14 protein-coding genes are annotated in these 18,376 nt (G+C 71.3%); 5 read left to right on the top strand and 9 right to left on the bottom strand.

Annotation, left to right across the window (positions count from 1 at the left end; all coding sequences use genetic code 11):
* Positions 1 to 130 precede the first annotated feature (130 nt).
* Positions 131 to 1,315 carry a Nickel transporter NicT gene (gene nicT / locus AC3AGO_RS17945; RefSeq protein WP_487821223.1) on the top strand — a complete coding sequence of 395 codons (1,185 nt, stop codon included), beginning with the start codon at positions 131 to 133 and terminating at the stop codon, positions 1,313 to 1,315.
* A 236-nt stretch (positions 1,316 to 1,551) separates the two neighbouring features.
* Positions 1,552 to 2,382 carry a maleylpyruvate isomerase family mycothiol-dependent enzyme gene (locus AC3AGO_RS17940; protein WP_487821222.1) on the top strand — a complete coding sequence of 277 codons (831 nt, stop codon included), beginning with the start codon at positions 1,552 to 1,554 and terminating at the stop codon, positions 2,380 to 2,382.
* Positions 2,383 to 3,051: 669 nt separating this feature from the next.
* Here the strand turns inward: AC3AGO_RS17940 and AC3AGO_RS17935 are convergent.
* The 5 genes from AC3AGO_RS17935 to pdhA form a co-directional block, all read right to left on the bottom strand.
* Positions 3,052 to 4,362 (bottom strand): MFS transporter, encoded by a 1,311-nt coding sequence (locus tag AC3AGO_RS17935; protein WP_487821221.1) that lies wholly within the window; start codon positions 4,360 to 4,362, stop codon positions 3,052 to 3,054.
* Entirely contained in the window at positions 4,359 to 5,093 is a 735-nt protein-coding gene (locus AC3AGO_RS17930) for a GntR family transcriptional regulator (RefSeq protein WP_487821220.1), read from the bottom strand. Before AC3AGO_RS17930 ends, AC3AGO_RS17935 begins: the two co-directional genes overlap by 4 nt.
* A 117-nt stretch (positions 5,094 to 5,210) precedes the next feature.
* On the bottom strand, positions 5,211 to 6,830 hold the full coding sequence (locus AC3AGO_RS17925) for a dihydrolipoamide acetyltransferase family protein (protein ID WP_487824699.1): 1,620 nt from the start codon (positions 6,828 to 6,830) through the stop codon (positions 5,211 to 5,213).
* A 15-nt stretch (positions 6,831 to 6,845) separates the two neighbouring features.
* Complete coding sequence (locus AC3AGO_RS17920) at positions 6,846 to 7,832, bottom strand: alpha-ketoacid dehydrogenase subunit beta (RefSeq protein WP_487824698.1); 987 nt, start codon at positions 7,830 to 7,832, stop codon at positions 6,846 to 6,848.
* A gap of 67 nt (positions 7,833 to 7,899) precedes the next feature.
* Positions 7,900 to 9,156 carry a pyruvate dehydrogenase (acetyl-transferring) E1 component subunit alpha gene (gene pdhA, locus AC3AGO_RS17915; RefSeq protein WP_487821219.1) on the bottom strand — a complete coding sequence of 419 codons (1,257 nt, stop codon included), beginning with the start codon at positions 9,154 to 9,156 and terminating at the stop codon, positions 7,900 to 7,902.
* 383 nt (positions 9,157 to 9,539) lie between these two features.
* Here pdhA and AC3AGO_RS17910 point away from each other — a divergent pair, with 383 nt between their 5' ends.
* Positions 9,540 to 10,232, top strand: coding sequence for a response regulator (locus tag AC3AGO_RS17910; RefSeq protein WP_487821218.1), 693 nt, complete (start codon positions 9,540 to 9,542; stop codon positions 10,230 to 10,232).
* A gap of 49 nt (positions 10,233 to 10,281) precedes the next feature.
* Here the strand turns inward: AC3AGO_RS17910 and AC3AGO_RS17905 are convergent, their stop codons facing one another.
* On the bottom strand, positions 10,282 to 11,307 hold the full coding sequence (locus tag AC3AGO_RS17905; protein WP_487821217.1) for a phosphotransferase: 1,026 nt from the start codon (positions 11,305 to 11,307) through the stop codon (positions 10,282 to 10,284).
* Between the two features lie 125 nt (positions 11,308 to 11,432).
* Positions 11,433 to 13,091 (bottom strand): protein kinase domain-containing protein, encoded by a 1,659-nt coding sequence (locus tag AC3AGO_RS17900; protein ID WP_487821216.1) that lies wholly within the window; start codon positions 13,089 to 13,091, stop codon positions 11,433 to 11,435.
* Positions 13,092 to 13,488: 397 nt separating this feature from the next.
* Between AC3AGO_RS17900 and AC3AGO_RS17895 the strand changes: the two genes are divergently transcribed.
* Positions 13,489 to 15,204, top strand: coding sequence for a Stk1 family PASTA domain-containing Ser/Thr kinase (locus tag AC3AGO_RS17895; protein WP_487821215.1), 1,716 nt, complete (start codon positions 13,489 to 13,491; stop codon positions 15,202 to 15,204).
* 77 nt (positions 15,205 to 15,281) lie between these two features.
* Here the strand turns inward: AC3AGO_RS17895 and paaN are convergent, their stop codons facing one another.
* Positions 15,282 to 16,976, bottom strand: coding sequence for a phenylacetic acid degradation protein PaaN (gene paaN, locus AC3AGO_RS17890; RefSeq protein ID WP_487821214.1), 1,695 nt, complete (start codon positions 16,974 to 16,976; stop codon positions 15,282 to 15,284).
* Positions 16,977 to 17,082: 106 nt separating this feature from the next.
* On the opposite strand from paaN, the gene AC3AGO_RS17885 reads away from it, so the two are divergent.
* Complete coding sequence (locus tag AC3AGO_RS17885) at positions 17,083 to 17,691, top strand: TetR/AcrR family transcriptional regulator (RefSeq protein ID WP_487821213.1); 609 nt, start codon at positions 17,083 to 17,085, stop codon at positions 17,689 to 17,691.
* Between the two features lie 30 nt (positions 17,692 to 17,721).
* On the opposite strand, the gene AC3AGO_RS17880 is transcribed toward AC3AGO_RS17885, so the two are convergent.
* Positions 17,722 to 18,213 (bottom strand): Lrp/AsnC family transcriptional regulator, encoded by a 492-nt coding sequence (locus AC3AGO_RS17880; protein ID WP_487821212.1) that lies wholly within the window; start codon positions 18,211 to 18,213, stop codon positions 17,722 to 17,724.
* Positions 18,214 to 18,376: the final 163 nt, after the last annotated feature.

The following is an 18,376-nucleotide window of genomic DNA, read 5'->3' as shown; positions in this document are numbered from 1 at the left end:
TCCCTGGCCGGAGCTTTACTGCACATTGGTTGCAGCTGCGAATGATCGGCTTCTAGCGTGGCGGCGTGCGCGGCGTACACCGCGTACGGGCGTCTCCCGGCCGGAGCGCCTTCCCCGAGAGAAAGCAGCCATGTCCACCACCCCCGCTCCGACCCCCGCCCGCGCCGCGCCCCGGGGTGCCGACCCCGAGGCCGGCCCCGGCTCCGGCTCCCGTATGGAGCGGATGCGGCGTTCCATGACGCGGCAGGAGTGGACCCGGCTGGGCGGCATGGCCCTGTTCATCCTGGCGCTGCACGTGATCGGCTGGTTCACGCTGGTGGCGATCGTCGCGCCGGAGCACTACGCGGTCGGTACGAAGACGTTCGGCATCGGCATCGGCGTGACCGCCTACACCCTCGGCATGCGGCACGCCTTCGACGCCGACCACATCGCGGCGATCGACAACACGACGCGGAAGCTGATGAGCGACGACAAGCGGCCGCTGTCAGTGGGCTTCTGGTTCTCGCTGGGCCACTCCAGCATCGTCTTCCTGCTCGCGCTGCTGCTCTCGTTCGGCATCAAGGGCCTCGCCGGGCCGCTGGAGAAGGACAGTTCGGGCCTGCACAACATCGCCGGGCTGATCGGCACGGCGGCCTCCGGGGTCTTTCTGTACGTCATCGCCGCGCTCAACATCCTGATCCTGGTGGGGATCTGGAAGGTCTTCCGCGAGATGCGGGGCGGCGAGTACGACGAGGCGGAGCTGGAGAAGCAGCTCGACAGCCGGGGGTTCATGAACCGGCTGCTGGGCCGGGTGATGAAGTCCGTCAGCAAGCCGTGGCAGATGTACCCGCTCGGCCTGCTCTTCGGCCTCGGCTTCGACACGGCCACCGAGATCGCCCTGCTGGTGCTGGCCGGCTCCGGCGCGGCGTCCGGTCTGCCCTGGTACGCGATCCTGTGCCTGCCGGTCCTGTTCGCCGCGGGGATGTCGCTGCTGGACACCGTCGACGGCACGTTCATGAACTTCGCGTACGGCTGGGCGTTCTCCAAGCCCGTACGGAAGGTCTACTACAACCTCACCATCACCGGTCTGTCCGTCGCCGTCGCCGTCATCATCGGCACGGTCGAACTCCTCGGCCTGCTCGCGGAGAAGCTCCACCTGCACGGCGCCTTCTGGGACTGGGTCGGCGGACTCAACCTGAACACCGTCGGGTTCGTGATCGTCGGCCTGTTCTTCGTGACCTGGCTGGTCGCGATGGTGGTGTGGCGCGTGGCCCGCATCGAGGAGAAGTGGACCGCGGATCTCCAGCCCGCCACGGACTCCCACGACGAGCGCTGACGCGCGGGGGCCGAGCGTCAAACAGCCGTAGGGCGGCGGAAAATCGGGCGGCTCGTCCGGTACGTCCCGAGGCGCCGGGGAAGCGGACGACGTGCCACCGGCCCTGTGTTCGACGGGGATAATCGGTAGCGTCAACGTCCCCTGCATCGTCACCCGAAAGCACTGCCGGGGTGCGCGAGCGCAGCGTAACTTGAGAGCACTCAGTCCGCGAACGTACGTACCGCCCGAGGGGTCTCGTGACCGACCACCCAAGCCTGCAGCCCTACATCGACGCCTGGACCGAGTCCGTGGAAGCGATATCCGAGCTGGTGCAGCCACTCGCCGAGGGCGAGTGGAGCCGGTCGACCGCTTGCCCCGGCTGGTCCGTCCGGGACATCGTCTCCCACCTCATCGGCCAGGAGTGCGAACTCCTGGGCGATCCCCGGCCGATACACACGCTGCCCCGCGATCTGTACCACGTCGTCGACGAACGCAGCCGGCACATGGAGATCCAGGTCGACGTGCGGCGGCACCACACGGGCCCCGAGATGACGAGCGAGCTCGAATACACGGTCATCCGCCGTACGCGGCAGCTGCGGAACGAGAAGCGGCAGCCCGAGGACCAGGTGCAGAACATCATGCCGGGCGGCGGAAAGATCTCCCTGGAACGGCAGTTGAGGCTGCGGGCCTTCGACGTCTGGGTGCACGAGCAGGACATCCGCCGCGCGCTGAACAAGCCGGGCAATCTCGACTCCTCGGGCGCGTACGTGGCACGGGACGAGCTGCTCGCCGGCCTGCCGAAGGTCGTCGCCAAGGACGCGGCGGCGCCGCTGAATTCGGCCGTCGTGGTCGACGTGAGCGGCCCGGTGGAGTTCCTCCGCACGGTGCGGGTCGACGAGGAGGGCCACGGCTCCGTGGACGGCAGCCCGTCACTGGGCCCGGCGCTGACGCTCTCGCTGGACTGGGAGACGTACGTGCGTCTCGCCTGCGGGCGGGTCCGCGCCGAACAGGTCGCGGACCGCGTCAAGGCCGAAGGCGACACCACCCTCGCCACAGCAATCCTCTCCTCCTTCGCGGTAACGCCGTAGCCCGGCGCGGGCAGCTGCGCCCGATGCGCGGCCCCACCACGCGGGCCGGCGTCCCGCCGAGGTGTGGGCAGCTGGTCCGCCCAAGGGGCGGCTGCAATCGATGTGCGGCTCCGCCGCGCGGGGCGGGCACACCTCCGAGGTGTGGGCAGCTGGTCCGCCCAAGGGGCGGAACGGGTGGGCACACCGGACCGCCAGCCGCGAGGCCACGTCCCCACGCACCCAACGCACGCGCCCCGATGAGGGGTTGGCCCCAGACCCGCCCCTACCCGTTTCTTCCAGGGCTCCGCCCCGGGCCCCACGTAGGTGGGGGGGAGGAAACGGGGCTGTCGCCCCGGACCCCACCGCACTACGCGCGCAAGACCCCGACGCCCCGCCCTCTGGGCGGGGAGGGGAGGAGGAATCGGGGCTGTCGCCCCGAGCCCCACGTAGGCAGGGGAAGGGACCGGGGGGCCGGCCTCCCCGGACCCCACCGGGACGGGGAAGGAAACGGGGCTGTCGCTCCGGACTCCACGTAGGTTCGGGGAGGGACCGGAGCCGGCCTCCCCGGGGCGAGGAACCGGGGCCGGCCCGGGCCCGGGCGGGGCTGCGCCCCGTCGCGCTCCGCGCGGGAGGGCGACCCGTAAGGGGCAGGCCCGGCCCACACGCGGGGCCGGGCCGTGGCAGGGCCGGCTACGCCGGGACGTGGACCGCTTCGACGCGGCTGGTCACGACCCGCTCGCGCTCGCGCCGCACCGCCCTCCCCCGCAGCCGCAGAATCTGCACAACCCCCAACGCCTCCAGCACGAAAACGCTCAGGAACGCGATCCGGAAGTTGTCGCCCGTCAGGTCGAGCAGCACACCCACCGCGAGCAGCGTCGTCATCGACGCGGTGAAGCCGCCCATGTTGACGATGCCGGAGGCCGTGCCCTGCCGCTCGGGCGGGTTGGCCGGCCGCGCGAAGTCGAAGCCGATCATCGAGGCCGGCCCGCACGCCCCGAGCACCACGCACAGCATGACCAGCAGCCAGCCGGGGGCCTGCCCGGGCCACACCAGGACGGAGGCCCACATCGTCGCGGTCGCGGCGACCGTGCCCAGCGCGATGGGCGTACGGGCCCGGTGGTGCCGGGCGATGGTCTGCCCGTACACCAGGCCCACGGCCATGTTGGACAGCACGATGAGCGTGAGGAGTTCGCCGGCTTCCTCGCGGCTGAGGCCCTGCGCCTGCACGAGGAACGGCATGCCCCACAGCAGCAGGAACACCATCGCGGGGAACTGGGTGGTGAAGTGCACCCACATGCCCAGCCGGGTGCCGGGCTCCCGCCAGGTCGCGGCGATCTGCCGCCGTATGTAGCCGGATCCGGTCTGCGCGGCGGACACCGCGGGTTCGAAGCCGGCGGGGTGGTCCTTCAGGAACGCCAGAGCCAGGACGAGGATCAGCACCCCGCCGAGCGCGCTGCCCGCGAACGTCGCCGTCCAGCCGAACACATCCAGCAGCCGGGCGAGTACGAGCGTCGTGACGAGGTTGCCCGCCATCCCGATGAGCGCCGCGATCTGCGCGATCAGCGGCCCGCGCTTCGCGGGGAACCAGCGCGAGCCGAGCCGCAGCACGCTGATGAACGTCATCGCGTCGCCGCAGCCGAGCAGCGCGCGCGAGGCCAGCGCGGCCGCGTACGAGCCGGACAGGGCGAAGCCGAACTGGCCGACGGTGAACAGCGCGACGCCCAGCAGCAGCACCTTCTTGGTGCCGAGCTTGTCGACCAGTAGGCCGACGGGTATCTGCATGCCCGCGTACACGAGCAGCTGGAGGATGGAGAACGTGGACAGCGCCGAGGCGTTGATGTCGAAGCGTTCGGCGGCGTCGAGGCCGGCGACGCCGAGGCTGGTCCGGTAGGTGATGGCGATGAAGTAGACGGCGACGCCGAGGCCCCAGACGGCCACGGCGCGCGGGCCGCCGGGCGGTTCGCCCGTGACGGATATGCCCTTCGCGGAGGCACCGCTCACCGCAGATCACCCTGTTCGACGTGACTGTCCTCGCCGGCCTGCGCGTCCTGGACGCCCTGGCTGTCCTGGACGCCCTGCACGAGATTGCGCACGCGTACGACGTGCCCGTGCACCGCCGCTGCCGCCGCGTCACCGTCGCCGGCCCGCAACGCGGCGAGGATTCCCGCGTGTTCGGTGATGTTCTTGGTGACCCGGTCGGGCTGGGCGTGCATCACGGCGACGCCCATCCGCAGCTGCCGGTCGCGGAGCTGGTCGTAGAGCCGGGTGAGGATCGCGTTGCCGGTGCTCTTCACGATCTCGGCGTGGAAGCAGCGGTCGGCGCCGGCGAGCGCGGTCAGATCGCCGGTCGCGGCGTGCTCCCGCTGCTCCTCCAGCAGTTCCTCCAGGCGGGCGAGCAGGGCCGCGGAGGCCGGTACGGACTTGCGTACGGCGTGCTCCTCGACCAGCAGCCGGGTCTCGACGACGTCGTTGATCTCCTGCGCGGAGACGGGCAGCACGAGCGCGCCCTTCTTCGGGTAGAGCCGGATCAGGCCCTCGGCCTCCAGGCGCAGCAGTGCCTCGCGCACCGGGGTGCGGGAGACGCCGACGGCCTCGGCGAGCTCGCCCTCGGTGAGCAGCATCCCGCCCTCGTAACGCCGTTCCAGGACGGCCTCTTTGACATGTGCGTAGACACGCTCCGCGGCGGGTGGTGGCTTGGGGGAGGAGACGGGGGCGGCGTGCGCGACAGTCATGTGCACACCATAGATACATCAGGGACACAAGAGGAGCCCCGTCCCGCGATGCGGAACGGGGCTCCCTGAACTATGTCGCTTTTTGCGGGTGTTGATCCTTTTCGTCGGTGACGACCGTCACGTCCAGGTCATCAGCCGCTTGGGACGCTCCAGTACGGCCGCGACGTCGGCCAGCACCCGCGAGCCCAGCTCCCCGTCCACCAGCCGGTGGTCGAAGGAGAGCGCGAGCGTGGTCACCTCACGCGGCTTGACCTTGCCCTTGTGCACCCACGGCTGTTCGCGGACCTGCCCGAAGGCGAGGATCGCGGACTCCCCGGGGTTGAGGATCGGCGTACCGGTGTCGACGCCGAAGACGCCGACGTTGGTGATGGTCACCGTCCCGCCCTGCATCGCGGCGGGGCTGGTCTTCCCCTCGCGCGCGGTGGAGACCAAGTCGCCGAGGGCGGACGCCAGTTCGGGCAGGGTCTTGTCCTGGGCGCCCTTGATGTTCGGCACGACCAGACCGCGCGGGGTGGCCGCGGCGATGCCCAGATTGACGTAGTCCTTCTGGACGATCTCCTGATTGGCCTCGTCCCAGGCGGCGTTGACCTCCGGGTGCCGGCGGATGGCGACGAGGAACGCCTTCGCCACGAGCAGCAGCGGATTGACGCGCACGCCCGCCATGTCCGGGTCCTGCTTCAGCTCCCGTACGAGCTTCATCGTGCGGGTCACGTCCACGGTCACGAACTCGGTGACGTGCGGCGCGGTGAAGGCGCTGTTGACCATCGCCTGCGCGGTCGCCTTCCGTACGCCGCGGATCGGCGTACGGGTCTCGCCCGCGCGCACGTGCCGGTCGAGAGAGGTCGGCGCGGGAGCGGTCGGCTCGGCGGTGACCGGCTCCGGCTCCACCACGGCCTCGGGCTCCGGCGGCGCGGCGGCGGCCATCACGTCGTCACGCGTGACGATGCCGCCGTCCCCGGTCGGCGTGACCTCTGCGAGGTCCACCCCGAGGTCCTTGGCGAGCTTCCGCACGGGCGGCTTGGCCAGTGGCCGCCCGGCGGGGGCGCTCGCCGCGGGCGCGTGCCCGTTCAGCCCAGCACCGCTCGTGGCCTCCGGGCTCCAAGTGCCTTGCTGCGCTGGGGCGTTGGACTGCGCCTCAGCCTGCCCGCCCGACGCGGCAGCGGCGGCCGTGCCGGCGGCACCGGCCCCGGTGCCGGACGCGCCGGTGCCCGAAGTGCCCCGCTGCGCGGGCGCGTTGGCGCCCGGCGAAGCCTGGGCGCCGCCCTGCGCCGGAGGCGTCGCGGCCGGACCGCTGGAGGCGGCAGGCTTGCGGGGGCGGCGCTTCGTGGAGCTCTGGCTGACGCCGTAGCCCACCAGCACGGGCTGGCGGCCCCCGCCCTCGGAGCCGCCCTCGTCGGCAGCGGGCGTCTCCTCGGCGGCGGGGGTCTCCTCGGCAGCAGGGGCCTCACCGGCGGGCTCCCCGCCGGAGGCGGAACCCGTGTCGACCGCGATGATCGCGGTGCCGACATCGACCGTCGACCCCTCCTCGAAGCGCAGCTCGTGCACCGTTCCGTCGAACGGGATGGGGAGTTCGACCGCCGCCTTCGCCGTCTCGACCTCGCAGACGACCTGCCCGTCGGCGACCGTGTCGCCGGGCTGGACGAACCACTTGAGGATCTCGGCCTCCGTCAGCCCCTCGCCCACGTCGGGCATCTTGAACTCACGGATACCGGTCGCGTTCCTCGCGCTTTCGGTCATCGTCACGACTCTCCCTCAGTACGCCAGCGCGCGGTCGACGGCATCGAGCACCCGGTCGAGGCCCGGCAGGTACTCGTCCTCCAGCCGGGCCGGCGGATACGGCGCGTGGAAGGCGCCGACCCGCAGCACCGGCGCCTCCAGCTGGTAGAAGCACCGCTCCGTGATGCGGGCGGCGATCTCCGAGCCCACACCCAGGAACACCGGCGCCTCGTGCACCATCACCAGCCTGCCCGTCTTCTCGACCGAGCGCTGGAGAGTGTCGAAGTCGATCGGGGACATCGAGCGGAGGTCCACGACCTCCAGCGAGTTGCCCTCCTCGGCCGCCGCGTCGGCGACCTCCAGCGCGGTCTTCACCATCGGACCGTACGCGGCGAGCGTCAGGTCGCCGCCCTCGCGCGCGATCCGCGCCCGGTGCAGCGGCGCCGGAGCGGCCTCCGCCATGGTGCCGGCGGCGGGCAGCGCGACCTCGCCCTTGTCCCAGTAGCGCCGCTTGGGCTCGAAGAAGATGACCGGGTCGTCGCACTCGATGGCCTGGCGCATCATCCAGTACGCGTCCGAAGCGTTCGAAGGGGACACGCACTTGAGCCCCGCGACGTGCGCGAACAGCGTCTCGGGCGACTCGCTGTGGTGCTCCACGGCGCCGATGCCGCCCGCGTACGGAATGCGGATCACGATCGGCAGCTTGATCTTGCCCAGCGCGCGGGCGTGCATCTTCGCGAGCTGCGTGACGATCTGGTCGTACGCGGGGAAGACGAACCCGTCGAACTGGATCTCCACCACGGGCCGGTAGCCGCGCAGCGCGAGGCCGATGGCCGTGCCGACGATGCCGGACTCGGCCAGCGGCGTGTCGATGACCCGCTTCTCACCGAAGGTGTCGTACAGCCCGTCGGTGATGCGGAAGACGCCGCCGAGCTTGCCGACGTCCTCCCCCATGATCAGGACCTTCGGGTCGTTCTCCAGCGCCGAACGCAGCGCCTCGTTCAGTCCCTTGGCGAGCGGCATCTTCCGTACGGCCTGCGGCTCGCTGCCGACGGCTGTCCCGTCGGCGGGTGCGGTGGCGGTCGCCATCTCAGCGGCCCTCCTCGTCGGTGTCTGCGAAGGACGCGAGATATTCGGCGAACTGCGCGCGCTCCTCGTCCACCAGCGCGTGCCCGTCCGCGTAGACGTTCTCGAAGATGGCCATGGTGTCGGGCGCCGCCATGGTGCGGATGGACTCGCGTACGTGCTTGCCCATCTCGTCGCTCTCCGCCTCCAGCCCGTCGAAGAACTCCGCGTCGGCGAGCCCTTCCTTCTCCAGGTACGTACGGAGCCGCAGGATCGGGTCCTTGGCCTCCCACGCCTCCCGCTCCGCGTCCTCGCGGTAGCGCGACGGGTCGTCGGACGTGGTGTGCGCGCCCATCCGGTACGTGTACGCCTCGACCAGCATCGGCCCCTGTCCCGTGCGGGCCCGCTCCAGGGCGGCCCGGGTCACGGCGAGGCACGCCAGCACGTCGTTGCCGTCCACGCGGACGCCGGGGAAGCCGAAGCCCTGCGCGCGCTGGTACAGCGGCACCGTGGACTGCTTCTCGACGGACTCGGAGATCGCCCACTGGTTGTTCTGGCAGAAGAACACGACCGGCGCGTTGTAGACCGAGGCGAAGGTGAACGACTCGGAGACATCGCCCTGGCTGGACGCGCCGTCGCCGAAGTACGCGATCACCGCGGAGTCCGCCTCGTCCATCGTGATGCCCATCGCGTAGCCGGTGGCGTGCAGCGTCTGGGAGCCGATGACGATCGTGTAGAGGTGGAAGTTGTTGCTGTTCGGGTCCCAGCCGCCGTGGTTGACGCCGCGGAACATGCCCAGCAGGTTCGTCGGGTCGACGCCGCGGCACCAGGCCACACCGTGTTCCCGGTAGGTCGGAAAGACGTAGTCGTCGTCGCGCAGCGCCCGTCCGCTGCCGATCTGCGCGGCCTCCTGGCCCAGCAGCGAGGCCCACAGGCCCAGTTCGCCCTGGCGCTGCAGCGAGGTCGCCTCGGCGTCGAAACGGCGGGTGAGCACCATGTCCCGGTAGAGGGCGCGGAGTTCATCGGCGCTCACGTCGATGTCGTAGTCCGGGTGGGAGACCCGCTCGCCCTCGGGCGTGAGCAGCTGTACGAGCTCGGCGCCGTCCTGCGCCGTGCCGTTGCTCCCGGAGGTCCCCTTTTTCTGCGCCGCGGTCTTGCGGGTGGTGCGGGTCTTGCCTGACGCGGTGGTGCCCTTGGCGGCCGCCGGTTTCCCGGCCGCTCGCTTTCCTCCGGTGCCGCCGCTGCGCGCCGAACCACGCGCGGCAGTGCTCTCCACTGTCACGTCTGCTCCTCTGTCTGTCCGGCCTCCGGGGTCGCCGGCGGCCTGGGGTCCCCGCCCCGGAGGCGGGGGGAGGCTCGCCCGTTCCGTGCGGCGCACGGGGTGGGTGCGGCGCGGACGGAAACGAGCGGTGACTGCATATCCCTTTCCCGATTCTCCGCGGGAGCCAAGCCCAGAACTCCATACACGCATGAAGCAGCCCTGACCTGCAACTTTGCTCGGATATCCAAATAACAGCTCGGAAATCAAAGCAACTCGGCCAGATCAGGGACATCACTGGTCAGGGCTTTGCACAGACCGCGGACACCCGCACGTTATCCCGCGGCACACGAGTGCGGGAAGAGCGGAGAGGCGCACAGGGGATGACGGTATGTGAGACTGAGCCCGTGCGCGAAGACGGAAAAATCAGGGTATTTCTCCTCGACGACCACGAGGTGGTGCGCCGCGGGGTGCACGACATGCTGTCGCTCGAATCCGATATCGAAGTCGTCGGAGAGGCCGGTTCCGCCGCCGACGCACTCGCCCGCATTCCCGCCACCAGGCCCGATGTCGCCGTTCTCGACGTACGGCTGCCGGACGGCAGCGGCGTCGAAGTCTGCCGCGAGGTCCGGTCGAGGGACGAAGCGATCAAATGTCTGATGCTCACGTCCTTCTCCGATGATGAGGCGCTCTTCGACGCGATCATGGCCGGCGCCTCCGGCTATGTGCTCAAGGCGATCCGCGGCCAGGAACTGCTCACCGCCGTACGGGATGTGGCCGCCGGCAAGTCGCTGCTCGACCCGGTCGCCACCCAGCGGGTGCTGGAACGGCTGCGGCAGGGCGGCCGCGGCCGGCAGGACGACCGGCTCGCCTCCCTCACCGACCAGGAACGCAAGATCCTCGACCTGATCGGCGAGGGCCTGACCAACCGGGCCATCGGCGAACGGCTGCACCTCGCGGAGAAGACCATCAAGAACTACGTGTCGAGCCTGCTCGCCAAGCTCGGCATGGAACGCCGCTCGCAGGCCGCCGCGTACGTGGCCCGGATGCAGGCCGGCCACTCGCAGGAGGGAAATCCCCCCGAGGGGAACCGCTTCTGACGCACAGTCCGCCGGACATCCGGCCGGTGACGGTCACCCCGTGCCGCGGTCACCCCGTGAAGGCGTCGCGGACGTCCTCGTAGCTGTCCGTCCACCACACCACCAGTGCCGCGGCCGCGGGGAACAGCGGATCGGCGCGGGAGTCGTGCAACTGGTAGCGCCAGCGCAGCATCCAGAAGTCGTTCAGCCGCTCCCACCACACCCGGTGCACCGCGCCGCCCATCTCCTCCGGACCCGCTCCCGCCGCCGTCCGGTAGGCCCGCGCGTACGCCCGCACCCGGCGCAGATCCAGCGTCCCGTCGGCGCGCAGGAAGAAGATGACCGCCGCGCGCACCGCCTCCTCGGCGCGCGGCTGCACCCCCAGCCGGTCCCAGTCGACGATCGCCAAGGGCTCGCTCCCGGCGTGCCGGTACAGCAGGTTGAGCGGGTGGAAGTCGCCGTGCACCCAGCCCGCCGCGGGCTCGGAAGGCTCCGGCGGGCGCTGCCCGGCGCAGCGGCGCAGCAGGGCGCGGCGCTCCAGCAGCCGCTGCTCGGCGAGCGCGTCGAAACCGTCGGTGCGCGGCCGTGCCCGTACCCGCGCCAGCAGGTCGCCGATGACCGCGTGGGTGTCCTCGGGATCGGCGCCGGGGAGCGCGGCCGCCGCGGTGGCCGGTATGACACGGGCCAGCTGGGTGTGCACCTGGCCGAGCAGCGCGCCCAGCCTGCGGGACTGGGCGGTGGTCAGCTCACAGCCGTGCCGGTGCCGGCCGTCGATCCAGGGGTGCAGGGCGTAGCAACTGTCGCCGAGCACGGCGACCGTACGGCCCTGCTCGTCCGGCACGGGCGGCACCACGGGCAGGCCGCGGTCGCGGAGCTGTACGGTCGCGCCGTGCTGGCGGCCGATCTCCTCGGCGTCGCCGTCGAGATGGTGCTTGAGGAAGAACCGGCCGCGGGTGGTGGCCAGTTGGTAGCCGCGGTTCAGCAGGCCCTGCGCCACGGGCTCGCACGTCAGCACGTCCCCCGCGCCGTACCGGCCGAGCAGCGTGCTCAGGGTGCGCGGGGAGAGCGGGGGGTGCGAGGGCTGCACGAGCGGCATCGTAGAGGATGCCGGTGACCCTGCGTGTGCGGCGCCGTACGCCGCGGGGGCCGCACTGCTGTGCGGCCGGTCCCGCCCCGGCCGTACGTCCGGACAGGCCCTCGGGCCCGCCCGGACGTCCGCCGTCAGAGGCTGGGCTCGGCTCCGCCGGTGTCCGTACCGCCGGTGTCGGTGCCGCCGGTGTCCGTACCGCCGCCGCCGACGTCGCCTTCGGTCGTCCCGCCGTCGGTCGTCCCGCCGTCGGTGCCGCCGTCCGTCGTACCGCCGTCGGTCGTGCCGCCGTCGGTCGTGCCGCCGTCCGTCGTGCCGCCCTGCTGGCCGCCCGTGCTGCCGGTGCCGGTGTCCGAGGGCGTGGTGGTCGGCTGGTCGGTCGGAGTGCCCTGGGTCTCGCTGGGCGAGGTGGGCGTCTCGGAGGGCGTCGGCGTGTAGTCGCCGGTGTTGCCCGTGGAGCCCGGGTCCTGCTCCTCCGTCTCCGTCTCCGTCGGCGTCGGCTCCTCGGAGGTCTTCTCGTCCTTCGTGGAGGAGCTGGACGTCGAAGGCTTGGCGGGCGGCTTGTCGCCGTCGCCGCCCTGGCTGAGCGCGAACACGACACCGGCCGCGATCGCGGCCGCCGCGAGCAGCGCGATCAGCCCGTACTTGAGGCCCTTGCGCCCGCCGCCACCGCTGCGGTGCGCGCCGCCCTCGAAGCCGCCGTCGTCGTCCCGCGGGCTGCCCATCAGCAGCGGCGGGCCGAGCTGGGAGGTGTCGCCGTGCGCGGGGTGCTGCTGCGCGCCGGCGCCGGGCACGCCCATGGCCGGGGTGGCGGCACCCGCGTGGGTGGCGCCGGTGTTCCACAGGCCGCCGGTGTGGCCGCCCTGCTCGTGCAGCATGCGCAGCGCGTACTGCGTCAGACCGCGCATCTCCTCGGCGGTCTGGAACCGGTCGTCGGGGTCCTTGGCGAGCGAGCGCATGACGAGCCCGTCGAGCTCCGGCGGTACGTCGCCGGAGATCTCGGACGGCACGCGTGCCTCGTCCTGGACGTGCTGGTAGACCACCGAGAGCGGGGTCTCACCCGTGAACGGGGGTCTGAGCGTGAGCAGTTCGTAGAGCAGGCAGCCCGTCGCGTACAGGTCGGAGCGGGTGTCCACGGTCTTGCCGAGGGCCTGCTCGGGCGACAGGTACTGCGGGGTGCCCATCACCATGCCGGTCTGCGTCATGGTGTTCGACGCGCCGTGCAGCGCACGGGCGATGCCGAAGTCCATCACCTTCACCGCGCCGGTGTTGGTGATGATGACGTTGGCCGGCTTGATGTCCCGGTGCACGATGCCGTGCTGGTGGCTGTAGGCCAGCGCCTCCAGCACCCCGGACACGATGATCAGTGCCTGGTCGGCGGGCGGGGCCTCGGCGTTCAGCAGGAGATCGCGGATGGTGCGGCCCTCGACCAGCTCCATCACGATGTACGGCGTGATGTTCCCGCCGATCATCTCCTCGCCGGAGTCGTAGACCGCGACGACGGCGTGGTGGTTGAGCCCGGCGACGGACTGTGCCTCGCGGGTGAAGCGCGCCTTGGACACGGGGTCCTCGGCGAGGTCGGAGCGGAGCAGCTTGACCGCGACCGTGCGGCCGAGCCGCAGGTCCTCGGCGCCGAAGACCTCGGCCATGCCACCCCGGCCGAGCCGGTGGGTGAGTCGGTAACGGCCGTCGCCGACCAGGCCGTTATTGCCCCACAGCTCCGGCGAATCGGGCATGGAACCGCCCGTCTCGTCGGGGTCCGAAGGGCCCCCGGCGGCCTGCGTCTGTGCCATCAGTCCTCGCCGTCGATTCGGTTCCGCGCGCTGCGCGGTACGTCCTCCCCCTCGCGAGCGCCGGAGGAGATGCTCAGGGGATACGGAATCCCTGTGGCAGAGCGATCCCCGTAGTGGAGGCTACAGGCTCGGGGCAGGTACATGGTTGGGGACGGAGGAGCCATCCAAGCGGCTGCGCGGCCCGGCTGGCAAGTTCGCTGTCCGCCGCGGGCGGGAGAGGCCCGTCACGGGTCTGTGCGCACAGGATGGGCATCCGGTTACGGAACGGGCAACGCGCTTGACGTGTCAGTGCCCTTCGGCAGACTTGGGCCAGAATCGGGACCTCTGGATCACCGGAGGACCCGGAAAACCTGGAAAGTACCTGCGCGGGGGCAGCGCCGCCGAGGGGGAGCAGTCAATGAGCGACGACGGCGCACAGGCGGCCGCACAGTATCTGGGCAGAACGATCGGCGGCCGGTTCCAGCTGCAGAGCCTGCTCGGCGCCGGCGGCATGGCGTCCGTCTACCTCGCGTACGACTCGGTGCTCGACCGGCAGGTCGCGGTGAAGACGCTGCACACGGAGCTGGGCAGGGAGCAGTCCTTCCGCGAGCGGTTCCGGCGCGAGGCGCAGTCCGTCGCGAAGCTGACGCACACCAACATCGTCTCCGTCTTCGACTCCGGTGAGGACACTGAGCTGGCTGCCGCCTCCGGCGAGGGCGACGGTCCGCCTGTTCCCTACATCGTCATGGAGTACGTCGAGGGCAAGCCGCTGCGCAGCGTGCTCGACGAGGACATCGCGCAGTTCGGCGCGATGCCTGCCGACAAGGCGCTCAAGATCACAGGCGATGTGCTGGCAGCACTTGAGGTCAGCCACGAAATGGGCCTGGTGCACCGGGACATCAAGCCCGGCAATGTGATGGTGACCCGCCGCGGTGTGGTCAAGGTCATGGACTTCGGCATCGCCCGCGCCATGCAGTCGGGTGTCACGTCCATGACGCAGACCGGCATGGTCGTGGGCACCCCGCAGTATCTGTCGCCCGAGCAGGCGCTGGGGCGCGGCGTGGACACCCGCGCCGACCTGTACTCCGTCGGCATCATGCTGTTCGAGCTGCTGACGGGCCGGCTGCCCTTCGACGCGGACTCCCCGCTGGCCATCGCGTACGCGCACGTGCAGGAGGAGGCCCCGGTCCCCTCGGGGATCAACCAGTCGCTGCCGCCCGGGGTGGACGCGCTGGTGGCGCGGTCGCTGCGGAAGAACCCCAACGAGCGCTTCCCCACTGCCGAGACCATGCGCGACGAGTGCGCGCGGATCGGCGGTTCGGGGACGGCCTCCGGGGCGGCCCCGATGATCGTGGGCGGTCCCGCGGGCAACAGCGGCGCCGGCGTCGGCCAGGCGGTCTTCCCCTCGGTCGACGGCCAGGGCACACCGCCGCCGGGCGGCGTACAGCAGCCGTACCAGGGGCAGTTCGGCGGCTTCGGCCCGTCGACGCCCCCGCCGCCCACCGGTCCCGTCCCGGCGCACGGCGCGCCGATGGCCCAGCAGGGCTGGTCGGGGCCGTACCAGCAGGCCGCGCACACCCCGCCGCCGCACGGGCTCGCGCCCACCGGGCCGGGAGGTCCGGGCGGGGCCGGCGGAGGGCCGGGCCGGGGCGGCCGCGGCAATGTCGCCGTGATCGTCGGTTCGGCGGTGGCCGCCGTCGTCGCGCTCATTGTGGTCGGCGCCCTCGTCATGAGCGCCGGCGGCGACGAGGAGCCGCAGGCCAGAAACGGCCCGAAGGCCACGGCCAGTCAGGAGCCGGCGGACGACTCCGGGGCCGACGAGTCCGCGGCGGGCAACGACAAGGGCGGCTTCAAGCCCGAGGACAAGAGCAAGACGATCGACACCACGCGCTGCACGGAAGCGCAGAATTCGATCACCAACAAGACGAACGTCCCGGACTTCACGTACAAGAACCTGTCGTCGGTCAAGGAGTGCATCCGCGCGGCCGGCTGGAAGCTCGGTGAGGTCACCACCGAGGACGAGAACGTCTGGGGCAAGAACATGGTCCTGGAGCAGGACCCGGAGTACCTCGACGAGTTCGACCCGAAGAAGGACAGCGTCGACCTGACCGTCTCCTCCGGCCGGCCGGAGTGACGGCCCCGGAGTGACAGCCGGAGTGACGGACCCGCGGAACGGGGCCGCCACTCACGGCAGTCGAGCCGGCCCGGACGTCAGGCCGGGCGCCGGACCTCGACCGTACGGAAACGGTCGGCGACGAACGCGGCGTCGCACAGCGCCGCGTTGGCGGCCGGGTTGCCGCCGGAGCCGTGGAAGTCGGAGAAGGCGGCCGTCTGGTTGACGTACACCCCGCCCGTGAGATTCAGCGACAGCTGGGCGCACTCGTCGAGGCAGGCGTCCTGGACCTGCCGTTCCGCCTCCGGTGAGGTGGTCCAGGCGGCGACGGTCATCGCGCCCTTCTCGCGGATGGTGCGCCGCAGCAGATCCACGGCGGCCGAGGTGTCGTCGACGGCCACCGCGAAGGAGACCGGTCCGAAGCACTCGGCGAGACAGACCGCCTCCGACTCCGGCTTGGCGCCGTCCAGTTTGACGATCACCGGCGTACGGACGGTCGCGTCGGGGAAGTCCGGGTGGGTCACCTCGCGCGAGGGCAGCGCGACCTCGCCGAGCGAGCGCGCGGCCTCGATCCGTTCCCGTACGCGGGAGTTGACGAGCGCGCCGAGCAGCGCGTTGGCCCGCGCGTCGTCGCCGAGCAGCTTCTGCACGGCGGCGGCGAGGTCGGTGACCACGTCGTCGTACGACTTGTCCCCCGCGTCCGTGGCGATGCCGTCCCGGGGGATCAGCAGGTTCTGCGGGGTGGTGCACATCTGGCCGCTGTAGAGGGAGAGCGAGAAGGCCAGGTTGGCCAGCATGCCGGCGTAGTCGCCGGTGGAGTCGATGACAGCGGTGTTGACGCCGGCCTTCTCCGTGTAGACGCGGGCCTGCGGCGCGTTGGCCTCCAGCCAGTCGCCGAAGGCGGTCGAGCCCGTGTAGTCGATGATGCGCACCTCGGGCCGGGTGGCCAGCTCCTTCGCCAGGCCCTCGCCGTCCCGCTCGGCGGCCAGCGCCACCAGGTTGGGGTCGAAGCCCGCCTCCGCCAGCACCTCACGCGCTGCCCGTACGGTCAGCGCCAGCGGCAGTACGGCCCGCGGGTGCGGCTTGACCAGCACCGGGTTGCCGGTGGCGAGGGAGGCGAAGAAGCCGGGGTAGCCGTTCCAGGTCGGGAAGGTGTTGCAGCCGACCAGCAGGGAGACGCCGCGGCCGACCGCGGTGAACTCCTTGTCCAGCACCACCGGTTCGCGCTTGCCCTGCGGCTTCTCCCAGCGCGCCGCGCCGGGAACCCGGGTCTGCTCCGCGTACGCGTACGCCACCGCCTCCATCCCGCGGTCCTGCGCGTGCGGCCCGCCGGCCTGGAACGCCATGGTGAACGCCTGCCCGCTGGTGTGCATGACGGCGTGCGCCATCTCGTGCGTACGGGCGCTGATGCGGGCCAGGATCTCCAGGCACACGGCGGCCCGCGCCTCCGGCCCGGCGGCCCGCCACGCGGCCATCCCGCCGTACATGGCGGGAAGCAGCACGGCGGTGTCGGGGCGCGGATAGCTGATGCCCAACTCCAGGCCGTACGGCGAGACTTCGGTGGCCGTCCAGCCGTCCGTACCGGGCTGGCCCGGCAGCTCGAAGCGGGACCCGCGCAGCGCGTCGAACGCGGCCTGGCCCTCCTCGGCGCTCAGCGAGCCCTCGCCGTACGCCTTCGGATGCTCGGGGTGCGGCGACCAGAACTCGCGGGTCCGGACCGCCTCCAGCGCCCGCTCCAGCGTCGGGCGGTGCTTCTCGGTCAGCTCTGCGGTGCTGCTGGCTCCGGTGGTCACGGCAGTCAACTCCTCGGTGGGGTGCGTCGGCACTCGGATACTGCTCCCGCACGGATACTGCTACCGAACGATCGGTCGGGACAAGAGGGCTCGTAGACTGGTTGTCATGGCGGCCAAGAAGGACACCCACAAGCGCGACACGTACACGCCCGATTCGCTCCTCACGGTCGCCGTGCGGGTGTTCAACGAGCGCGGTTACGACGGCACCTCCATGGAGCACCTGTCCCAGGCCGCGGGCATCTCCAAGTCGTCGATCTACCACCACGTGCGCGGCAAGGAAGAGCTGCTGCGCAGGGCGATAAGCCGCGCCCTGGACGGGCTGTTCGGCACGCTGGAGGAGCCCGGAGCCCGCGAGGGCCGGGCCATCGACCGGCTGGAATACGTCACGCGGCGCACCACCGAGGTGCTGATGTCCGAGCTGCCGTACGTGACTCTGCTGCTGCGGGTGCGGGGCAACACGGCGACCGAGCGGTGGGCCATGGCACGCAGACGCGAATTCGACCAGCGGGTCGCCGAACTCCTCAAGCAGGCCTCGGCGGACGGCGATCTCCGCCCCGACGTGGACGTCCGGCTGGCCACCCGGCTGCTGTTCGGAATGATCAACTCGCTCGTCGAGTGGTACCGGCCGGCCCGCGCGGGCCGGGACGGCAACGCCGCGAGCGACGAGGTGGCCGACGCCGTCGTGCGCACCGCCTTCGCGGGCCTGCGGACCTGAGCCCGCGCGGCCGGCACCGCGCGGCCCGCCTCACAGCTCCGGTTCGAGCTCCGTCTCCTCGAAGACCAGCAGCGTCCGGGTGCTGAGCACCTCCGGGATCGACTGGATCCGGGTCAGCACCAGATCCCGCAGCGCCCTGTTGTCCTGCGTGTGGACCAGCAGCAGCACATCGAAGTCCCCGCTGACCAGGGCCATATGAGACGCCCCCGGCAGCTCCCGCAGCTGCTCGCGCACGGTGCGCCACGAGTCCTGGACGATCTTCAGCGTGATGTAGGCGGAGGCTCCCTGACCGGCCCGCTCCTGGTCGATGCGGGCGCTGAAGCCGCGGATCACGCCGTCCTCGACGAGCCGGTTGATCCGCGCGTACGCGTTGGCCCGTGACACGTGCACCTTCTCGGCCACCGACCGCACGGAGGCGCGGCCGTCCGAACGCAGCAGCCGCAGGATGTTCCTGTCGACCTCGTCGAGCGGCCTGACCGGCCAGTGGGGGACGGGGCTGGTGACCATCTGTTCGTCCGCCATGCCCTGCGGCCTCCCCTCTGTGGACGTCCTGCTTCCATCGAACGCATCACGCGACCGTTTGTCCACAGGCTGCGGGCCCCTGTGGTCAAAATGTGCTGGCGACCGAACAATCGGTAGGGGGAACTCGCTGTATTTCCGGGGTTCTCCACCCGATGTCACGGTC

It is taken from the genome of Streptomyces sp. BL1 (assembly GCF_057628045.1).
This window is presented reverse-complemented; position numbering and strand designations above follow the sequence as displayed.